The organism is Sphingomonas sp., assembly GCF_042096255.1.
Classification (GTDB): Bacteria; Pseudomonadota; Alphaproteobacteria; order Sphingomonadales; family Sphingomonadaceae; genus Sphingomonas.
In genome coordinates, this window is the sequence record NZ_JBELLZ010000118.1 from 1 (window position 1) to 8,493 (window position 8,493).

The window sequence follows — 8,493 nt, forward strand, 5'->3', positions numbered from 1 at the left end:
CGCCGTCAATCACCTTGGTCTCCTGGAGGCACAGGATATCGGGCGCCGCCTCGCGCAGGAACTGCTCGACGATGTCGAGGCGGAAGCGGACCGAGTTGATGTTCCAGGAGACGATTTTCACGCGCGCGATGTAGCGGGGCGGTGGCGGCATGCAAAGGCGAGGAGGTGAGGTCGGAGCCGCGTCGCGGCAAAGCCGCGCCGTCGGACGTCGCTGCGCGACGCCGGCCGCGCTTGCGCGAGTTCTGCCGCGACGCGCAGCAGTCCGCGCCGCGCACAGAATGGCCCCCGCTCCGGGGGCATGGAGCGGGGGCCGACCTGTCGTTCGTCACGCAGGGGGACGGCGGAGCATCATCCGAGCAACAGGGGGAAATCCCGAAAGACCCCGCGTCCACATCCAGGGTCTAGGCCTCGCAACCTGTCGCGTGGATGAACGATCGCGTCAGCTACGCCGCCCGGTCTTCCGCGGGTCGTTCCAGCGGAACGTTCCGTCGCTCACCGGCACGTTGAACTTCTGTTCGGACAGGCGGACGGTGGTGCGATTGCCCTGGCTGTCGAGCGCGACCCAGCCCTGGAGCATCAGCCCGGCGGGCGCGGCTGCGTCGCGCGCGAAGATCATGGTGATGCGGCCATATTCGGGGTGCTTGGCGTCATAGCCTTCCACCGACAGCACGTTCGGATTGCCGCTCGGCACCACCTTGGCGAAGCGCGCGATGTCGCGCGAGGGATCGACCAGCACGCCCAAAGGCGAGTTGGCGATCGGCCAGCGCTGCACCTGGCGGACCGAATAGTCGATGAAGGTCAGCGCCTTGCCGTCGCCGACGATCAGGATCGGCACGCCCTTCTGGTACTGGAAGCGGATGCGGCCGGGCTTCTTGAGGGTCAGCGTGCCGGTCAGCGTCTTGCCGTCGCGTCCGGTCTGCGCGAACGCCGCGGTCATCGTGCCGGCGGCCCGCAGGTGTTCCTGGACCTGCTGGAGCTCGGGCGCAGGCGCGGCGAGGGCCGGCGCGGCGAGGGCGATGGTAGCGGCGAGGGGGAGGAGGCGATGCATATCCATTCCTGACTTCATAAGCCCCTCCCCTTCAGGGGAGGGGTTGGGGTGGGGGCTGTCCGCGAGGGCAAGGTCTCGGTGAGACACCTGCCCCACCCCCAAACCCCTCCCCTATAGGGGAGGGGCTTACCGCTCGGCTCTACGCCATCGCATTGAACCCGCCGTGAACCGGTCCCGCGCTCAGCAGCGCGTCTGTGAAACGCTTTCGCCACCACACCACATCCTCGCGCTCCACTCCGGCCATCAGCGCGCGCCAGCGGTCGATCCGCTCGTCGCGCGGCATGCGCAGCGCCTGGTAGATCGCGTCCGACATCTCCTCGGCGCTGTGCGGGTTGATCAGCAGCGCCTCGGTCATCTGCTCGGCGGCCCCGGCGAAGCGGGAGAGGATCAGCACGCCGGGGTCCTCCGGGTCCTGCGCCGCGACATATTCCTTGGCCACCAGGTTCATGCCGTCGCGCAAGGGGGTGACCAGCCCGATCTTGGCGGCGCGATAGATGCCGGCGAGCATGTCGCGCGCATAGCCCTGGTTGACGTAGCGGATCGGCACCCAGTCGATGTCCGCGAAGGCGCCGTTGATCCGCCCGGCCAGCCCCTCCAGCGAGGTGCGGATGCGCTGGTAGGTCTCCACCGTCGCGCGCGACGGCGGCGCGATCTGGAGCAGGAACAGCTCCTTGCGCTCCTCCGGGTGGTGCATCAGGAAGCGCTCGTAGCCGAGGAACCGCTCCTCCAGTCCCTTCGAATAATCGAGCCGGTCGACGCCGACGATCATGTCGCGCCCGGTCGCACTGTCGCGCATCTGGCGATAGCTGAGCCGCGCGCGAGGGGATCGCGCCATCTCGCGGAACTCGGCGGCGTCGATGCCGATCGGGCAGGCGAGCAGCCGCACGCTGCGCCCGTCCAGCGACAGCACCCCGTCCTTGAAGGCAGCGCCAAGGTCCTCGCGCGCATAATCAAGGAAGGAATCGAGCCATTCCTGGGTGTGGAAGCCGACCACGTCATAGGCGAGCAGGGTGCGCACCAGCTCCGCCGCCTCGGGCAAAGTGGTGAGCAGGCGGCGCGGCGGCCAGGGGATGTGGAGGAAGAACCCCATCCGCTGCGCGCAGCCGCGCCGCCGCAGCTCCGCGCCCAGCGGGATCATGTGGTAATCCTGGATCCAGATCGCGTCGTCGGCGCGCAGCAACGGGAACACGCTGTCGGCGAACCGCTCGTTCACCCGGTTGTAGCCGCCGGCGAAGCTGCGCTCATATTCGGTCAGGTCGACGCGATAGTGGAACAGCGGCCAGAGGGTGCGGTTGGCATAGCCCTCGTAATATTCCTCCACGTCCTGCGGTTCGAGGTCGACGGTGGCCATGGTGTAGCCGCCCTCGACGATCTCGGGCGTGCCCGTGAACGCCTCGGTCTCCTCGCCCGACCAGCCGAACCACAGCCCGCCATATTCGTTGAGGGCGGCCTGGAGCGCAACCGCGAGCCCGCCCTGCGCACCCGAGTGCGAGCCCGTGGGCGCGGCGACCCGGTTCGAAATGACGACCAGGCGGGTCAACGGATCGAGCTCCACGGTTTGGACAGGAGGACGGCGCAGTTGATCATGCCGACCAGCGAATAGGTCTGCGGGTAATTGCCCCACAGCTCGCCCGAGACGGGGTCGATGTCCTCTGAGAGCAGTCCGGAGGCGGTGCACTTTGCAAGCATTTCCTCGAACAGCGCGCGCGCATCCTCCGACCGGCCGGTCGCCTGCAATGCCTCGATCAGCCAGAAGGTGCACACGTTGAACGCGGTCTCGGGCAGGCCGAAATCGTCCTCGGTATCGTAGCGCAGCATCGTGGAGCCGCGGCGTAGCCCGGTTTCGACCGCGGCGAGGGTGCCCTCGAAGCGCGGGTCGTCCGGCGCCAGGAAGCGCAGGTCGAGCAACTGGATCAGGCTGGCGTCGAGGTCGTCGCCGCTGAACGTCGCCGACAGCCGGTTGGTATCGGGCCGCCAGGCGCGCGTCTCGATGGTGGCGCGGATGTGCTCGGCGCGTTCGTTCCAGAAGGCCTGACGGTCGCGCGATCCGATCCGCTCGGCGATGTTGGCGAGGCGGTCGCACGCCGCCCAGCACATGGCGGAGGAATAGGTGTGGACGCTCTGCCGGGTGCGCAGCTCCCACAGACCGGCATCGGGCTGGTCGTGGTGCGCCCAGGCGCGCTCGCCCACCGCTTCCAGCGCGTGGAAGTCCTCCACCGTCGGCGGGCGGAACAGCCTTTGGTCGAAGAAGGCGTGCGTGTTGCACAGCACGATCTGGCCATAGGCATCGTGCTGGATCTGCTCATAGGCCTGGTTGCCGACGCGCACCGGCCCCATGCCGCGATAGCCGGGCAGGTCGGGCGCGAACCGCTCCACCAGGGTCGCTTCCCCCAGCACGCCGTAGAGCGGCTGAATGTGCCCGCCGCGCGCCTCGTCCACGATGTTGCGCAGGTAGACGAGATAGCCTTCGAGCACGTCGAGCGCGCCCAGCCGGTTGAGCGCCTGTACCGTATAATAAGCGTCGCGGATCCAGCAGTAGCGATAGTCCCAGTTGCGCTGCGACCCGGCGTGCTCGGGCACCGAGGTGGTCAGCGCCGCGACGATCGCGCCGGTTTCCTCGTGCTGGCACAGCTTCAGCGTGATGGCGGAGCGGATCACCACCTCCTGCCATTCCAGCGGCACCGCCAGGCCGCGCACCCATTCCTGCCAGTCGCGCGTGGTCTGAACCAGCATGTCCTCGATGCTGGAGGCGAGGTCGCCGGTAAAGCTCTCGTCCGGCCCCAGGAAGAAGTGCAGCGGCTGCTCGACGCGAAAGGTGCGCTCCTCGATCAGCATGCCCACCGGCGCGGTGGTCGTGAGGCGCAGCGTCATGCCCTCGGTGGCGAAGCGGATGTGGTTGCTGCCGCCGATCCGCCGGTTGCACCCGCCGCCCCAGCCGCAGGTCGGCCGCAGGCGCATGGTGACGCGCGGGCTGCCCGCCACCGGGCGGACGATGCGCACGAAGGCGGTGGGGCGATACATCCGCCCCAGCCGCGAGAAGCGCGGGCAGAAATCCACCACTTCCACCGCATTGCCGGCATCGTCGGTGTGGCGGGTGACCAGGATCGGCGTGTTGCGCAGATATTCCTGCGTGGTCTCGACGCAGCCTTCCAGGTCCACCGCCCAATAGCCCGCCTCGGGCGCCTCGCCGCCGAGTAGCGCCGAGAACACCGGGTCGCCGTCCACCCGCGGCACGCAGCCCCAGACGAAGCGGCCGGCGCGGTCGACCAGGGTGGAGACCTGACAGTTGCCGATCGGCCAGAGATCGAGGTCGGGGGTCATCGTGCGGCATGCTCCAGCCAATCGAGCGTGGTCGCCACGTCCGGCAGGCGGTGCGTGGCGGCGGTGGGTCGGTCGGGGCCGATCAGGATGCCATCTCCTCCAAGGTTCGCGGCGGCGACGAAGGCGGGCTCGTCGGTATCGTCGTCCCCCAGGAACAGCGGACGCGCGGACGCCATCAGCGGTTCCCGCATCAGCACGGTCAGTGCGCTGCCCTTGTCCGCGGCGCCTGAGCGGACCTCCACCATCATCTTGCCCGGCTGGAGCCGCAGACCGTGGCGGTCCGCCAGTGCGCGCGCCAGAACGTTGGCTTCGGCCTCATATTCGGGGGCTCGCCGGTAGTGGAGCGCGACGCCGACCGGCTTGTCTTCGATCAGCAAGGCGGCATCGCGCGCGGCGAACTCGGCCAGCCCGGCGCGGACGATGTCGAGCGCGGGCGGCCGTTCGGAGATCGCGGTGCGTCCATCCGCATGACGCACCTCCAGGCCATGGCTGCCCGCGATCGCGAAGCCGGGCGCGCCGAACAGCGCGGCGATGTCGCCGACAGGACGCCCCGAGATCACCGCGATCCGCCCCTCCAGCTTTTCGGAAAGCCGCGCCATCAGTCGCGCGAGCCGCTCGTCGACGCTGACCATGTCCGGCCGCGGCGCGATCTCGACGAGCGTGCCGTCGAAGTCGAGGAACAGCGCGGCGCCGTCGAGCAGGTCGGGCGGCGGCAGGAGATCGTTACGGGGGTGATGCATCGGCGAGGTAACGAGCGGGCGCGCGGGATGATCCCGGCGAAGTCGATGAACCTGAGCACGGAGGCGGGCGTTGCCGGCCCCATGACCCATGCTCCCCCGGTGCCCGCCTCCAACCGCTCGCCCTATCCGCTCCAGGAGCCGCCGCATCCACCGGCGGCGCCGCGCGCGCCCGCGGCTCCGCAAGCGCGATCGGGGCGCAGCCCGGCACCCTGGCTGGCGCTGCTGGGCGCGGGCGTGATCGCGATCGTGGGCGGTGCGCTGCTGATGCGGCGGGGCTAGCCCCGGCAGCCGCCGGCCGCCACCTCGGCGTCCAGCACCGCCTTCAGCATCGCCTCTGAGCGGCGCTGGCCATAGCCGCGGCCATAGGCCGCCGAGGTGATCGCCACCACCATCCGGCAGGCGGGGGCGACATAGATCTTGTTGCCGCCATTGCCCGAGGCGAAGGAAACGGTGATCGGCAAGCCGCGGATCGCGTGCGTCTTGCGGTACCAGAAATAGCCGTAATGGTCGGCATAGGGATCGTCCGCGGCGATGGCGACGCGCGGCGCCAGCATCTCGGCGATCCAGCCGCGGCCGACGACCCTCTTGCCGCCCGCTATGCCGCCCCGGCGCACCATCTCGCCGATCGCCGCCATGCCGCGCGGAGTGAGCCAGAGGTTGCCCTGGCCCTTGGTGACGCCCGCCGCATCTGCATCCCAGCGCCAGCGGGTGATGCCCAGCGGCGCGAACAGCTGCGCCTTGGCGAAGGCGTCCATCCTTTGCCCGGTCGCCTCGGCCACCACCACGCCCGCGACATAGGCGGTGGCGGAATTGTAGCGGTAGCGGGTGCCGGGCGGGTCGGCGGCGGGGATCGCGCGCACGAAGGCGCGCGGATCGGCGGCTTCGTCCATCCGATCCTCGTTGCCGGGCGAGGCGGGGTCCTCGTCGAAGGCGGCGAGGCCCGAGCGCATGGTCAGTACGTCGCGCAGCGCCACCGCGCCCACCGCGCTCCCCTTCGCCGCCTGCCAGTAGCGCGCCACCGGATCGTCCACCGAGCGGATCGCGCCGCGATCGCGCGCGATGCCGACCAGCAAGGCGGTGACGCTCTTCCCCGCGGAGCGCATGTCGTGGAGGTCGTCGGCGCCGGCGCCGTTAAAGTAGCGCTCCGCCACCCGCCGCCCGTCGCGCAGCACCACCGCCCCGCGCAGGTCCGGGTGCGGATCCGCATCCCAGCGCGCCAGCACCGGCGCGAGGTCGGGCGGCGCGGTTGCGGAGTGAAGGGGCGCGGCGGCGAGCAGCATCGCCGCACCGGCCGCGAACGCCGTGATCCGGACCACATCGCGTCTCCCTGAGGTAAGGCCTTGCTCAGCCTACGCTGACCAGCTCTCCGTCCTGGTCGAAGCGGCAGTTGAAGAAGCGCGAGCGTTCGCCGTCCTTGAACCAGCCCTGGACGATAAAGCCATAGGGTTGGCGAATGGGATAGTTCGCGGTGATCTCGCTCGGGCGGCGATCGAACTCGGCGGCCGCCGCGTTCCGGCAGGCATAGGAAAGCTCGTCCGCCGCGGCATAGCCCGAGCCGCGGCGATGATCTTCGCCCGAGCGGTGCGGACGTCGGTCGTCCCCGTCCCGCCCGCTGCGATCCCTTCCGCCGTTCCGGGCCTCTTCCCCGTGCCGATCCGCCGACTGGCGGCAATCGGGCGCGGGGCTCGGCGTCACCGAGGCATAGCGCCCGTCCATCGTCGCGATGGTGACGCACTGGCGGCGCTCGTCGCTCCACCAATAAGTGTAGCTGCGGTCGTCGCTCTTCTCCCCGCCGACATTGCGATAGCCGCGGCGCTGGATCTCGCCCTCCGCTTGACCGGCCCGGGCGCCGACCATGTCTTCAAGACCGGTCGATTGGGCGTAGAGCGGCGCGGCGCAAGCGAGCGCAAGGATCGATCCGAGGTGGGATGGGGTGAGACGCATGCAGGCCTCCTGTCCGGCCCAGACCGGGCCGATCGCAAGTTTATCAGCCCTTTGTGCTCAGCGAAACAGCAAGGCAATACAGATCAGCAGCGCCAGGCCCCCAAGCAGGCAGAGCCCGGCATCGGCGAGCGACCGCAGCACCGACTGGTTCAGCTCGCTACGGAACCAGCGGGTCTCGACCACCCAATAATAGACCAGCGCCACCAGGATCGCGGCGGCGCCCAGCACCCGCACCGCGGCAGTCCCGTGGCCGCTCGCCTCCAGGCCGCCGCTGAACAGCAGTACGAGCGGCGCGACGGCATAGCATTGCGCGTAGAACGGCGCCTTCAGCGTATCGCGATCGAGCGCCAGCGCACTGCGGTGCACCTTGCGGGTCGCCAGGATCAGCGCAAAGGCGCCGAACAGGACGATGCGCAGCAGCAGCAGCGTGGTGTTGTCATCGACCAGCCCGGCGAGGCCCCGCCGATTGGTGACGATCGCGTTGGCGCCATCGAGCGCCAGGCTGATCCCCTGGAGCAGCACGATGGTGAGGATCAGCATGATCGGCGGGCTCACCGTGTCGCGATACTGCCGCTCCGGCTCCAGGCGCAGCTGGTCTTCTGCATGGCGCATCGTCGCCAGCGGTCGCCGGAGGATGCGCCAGAGCGTGACCGGGTAGAAGACCAGCCAGCTCATCACCTCGTACAGCAGCTCGTCGAGCGAGTTCAGCCACTGGACGAAGTTCATCGCCAACCCTCCCGCCCAAGTCGATGCGCCAACGCTCCCGGAGCTTAGCGGTCGAGCATTGCGCCAGCCAAGTCAGGATATCGCTTGCGCCCTGCACCGCCGATCCGCACGCTTCAGGAAAAGGAAGGGGGACGCGCCTTCCTGACCGGCGCGGCGCCGGGGCTGCCTCGACTGCGGCTTTGGAGCAATGTTCGCTTGCCGCCCACGAGCAGACATGAATCAACACCGGCGGTGGCGGAGAGCAGGAGAAGGAACAACCTCGGCCAATAACCTTCCGAGAAAGAACAAGGCATTTTCAACTGCACGGTGGTCCTACGCCGGATTCCCGTCCCGATCCCTCAGCACCTCGCGCCGCCCGACATGGTCCGGCCGCCCGACGATCCCGTCCTTCTCCATCCGCTCGATCAGCCGCGCCGCCGAGTTGTAACCGATGCGCAGCTGGCGCTGGAGCCAGCTCGTCGACGCCTTCTGGCTCTCGCACACCAGCTGGATCGCGGCGCGATATTGCTGGTCCTCCTCCGAATCCTCGCCGGTCGGCGCGCCGTCGAGCGCGAAGCTCTCCTCCGGCTCCTCGGTGACGGAGGAGATGTAATCGGGCTGGCCCTGCGCGCGCCAATGGTCGGTCACCGCCTGCACCTCCTCGTCCGAGACGAAGGGGCCGTGGACGCGGACGATGCCCTTGCCGCCGGGCATGTAGAGCATGTCGCCCTTGCC

The 8,493-nt window shown here is 69.2% G+C and carries 10 protein-coding genes; 1 reads left to right on the forward strand and 9 read right to left on the reverse strand.

Going from position 1 to position 8,493, the window contains the following annotated elements:
• The 5 genes from ACFDTH_RS16095 to otsB all read right to left on the reverse strand — a co-directional run.
• Positions 1 to 121: endonuclease/exonuclease/phosphatase family protein (locus tag ACFDTH_RS16095; protein ID WP_375288585.1), on the reverse strand; the 121-nt coding region annotated here is incomplete at its 3' end.
• 318 nt (positions 122 to 439) lie between these two features.
• Entirely contained in the window at positions 440 to 1,048 is a 609-nt protein-coding gene (locus ACFDTH_RS16100) for an outer membrane lipoprotein carrier protein LolA (protein ID WP_375288576.1), read from the reverse strand.
• Positions 1,049 to 1,187: 139 nt separating this feature from the next.
• Entirely contained in the window at positions 1,188 to 2,588 is a 1,401-nt protein-coding gene (locus ACFDTH_RS16105) for a trehalose-6-phosphate synthase (RefSeq protein ID WP_375288577.1), read from the reverse strand.
• Entirely contained in the window at positions 2,585 to 4,369 is a 1,785-nt protein-coding gene (locus ACFDTH_RS16110) for a glycoside hydrolase family 15 protein (protein WP_375288578.1), read from the reverse strand. Before ACFDTH_RS16110 ends, ACFDTH_RS16105 begins: the two co-directional genes overlap by 4 nt.
• A complete protein-coding gene (gene otsB, locus ACFDTH_RS16115) occupies positions 4,366 to 5,109 on the reverse strand; it encodes a trehalose-phosphatase (protein WP_375288579.1) in 744 nt (247 codons plus the stop codon). The genes ACFDTH_RS16110 and otsB overlap by 4 nt, the downstream gene beginning before the upstream one ends.
• Positions 5,110 to 5,190: 81 nt before the next feature.
• Between otsB and ACFDTH_RS16120 the strand changes: the two genes are divergently transcribed.
• A complete protein-coding gene (locus ACFDTH_RS16120; RefSeq protein WP_375288580.1) occupies positions 5,191 to 5,388 on the forward strand; it encodes a hypothetical protein in 198 nt (65 codons plus the stop codon).
• Here the strand turns inward: ACFDTH_RS16120 and ACFDTH_RS16125 are convergent.
• The 4 genes from ACFDTH_RS16125 to ACFDTH_RS16140 form a co-directional block, all read right to left on the reverse strand.
• Positions 5,385 to 6,425: a serine hydrolase domain-containing protein gene (locus ACFDTH_RS16125; protein ID WP_375288581.1), complete on the reverse strand. Its 1,041-nt coding sequence runs from the start codon at positions 6,423 to 6,425 to the stop codon at positions 5,385 to 5,387. The genes ACFDTH_RS16120 and ACFDTH_RS16125 overlap by 4 nt on opposite strands.
• 28 nt (positions 6,426 to 6,453) lie before the next feature.
• The gene (locus ACFDTH_RS16130; protein WP_375288582.1) at positions 6,454 to 7,053 is read right to left on the reverse strand and encodes a hypothetical protein; all 600 of its coding nucleotides are present in this window, start codon (positions 7,051 to 7,053) and stop codon (positions 6,454 to 6,456) included.
• A 57-nt stretch (positions 7,054 to 7,110) separates the two neighbouring features.
• Positions 7,111 to 7,779: a hypothetical protein gene (locus tag ACFDTH_RS16135; protein WP_375288583.1), complete on the reverse strand. Its 669-nt coding sequence runs from the start codon at positions 7,777 to 7,779 to the stop codon at positions 7,111 to 7,113.
• A gap of 312 nt (positions 7,780 to 8,091) precedes the next feature.
• On the reverse strand, positions 8,092 to 8,493 hold a 402-nt coding region (locus tag ACFDTH_RS16140), incomplete at its 5' end, for a DNA translocase FtsK (protein ID WP_375288584.1).

What these genes read in the sequence shown, in the direction of transcription:
- ACFDTH_RS16120 (WP_375288580.1), top strand. Translation starts at nt 5,191, where the DNA reads ATGACCCATGCTCCCCCGGTGCCCGCCTCCAACCGCTCGCCCTATCCG.
- ACFDTH_RS16130 (WP_375288582.1), bottom strand. Translation starts at nt 7,053, where the DNA reads ATGCGTCTCACCCCATCCCACCTCGGATCGATCCTTGCGCTCGCTTGC.
- ACFDTH_RS16135 (WP_375288583.1), bottom strand. Translation starts at nt 7,779, where the DNA reads ATGAACTTCGTCCAGTGGCTGAACTCGCTCGACGAGCTGCTGTACGAG.
- ACFDTH_RS16110 (WP_375288578.1), bottom strand. Translation starts at nt 4,369, where the DNA reads ATGACCCCCGACCTCGATCTCTGGCCGATCGGCAACTGTCAGGTCTCC.
- ACFDTH_RS16100 (WP_375288576.1), bottom strand. Translation starts at nt 1,048, where the DNA reads ATGCATCGCCTCCTCCCCCTCGCCGCTACCATCGCCCTCGCCGCGCCG.
- otsB (WP_375288579.1), bottom strand. Translation starts at nt 5,109, where the DNA reads ATGCATCACCCCCGTAACGATCTCCTGCCGCCGCCCGACCTGCTCGAC.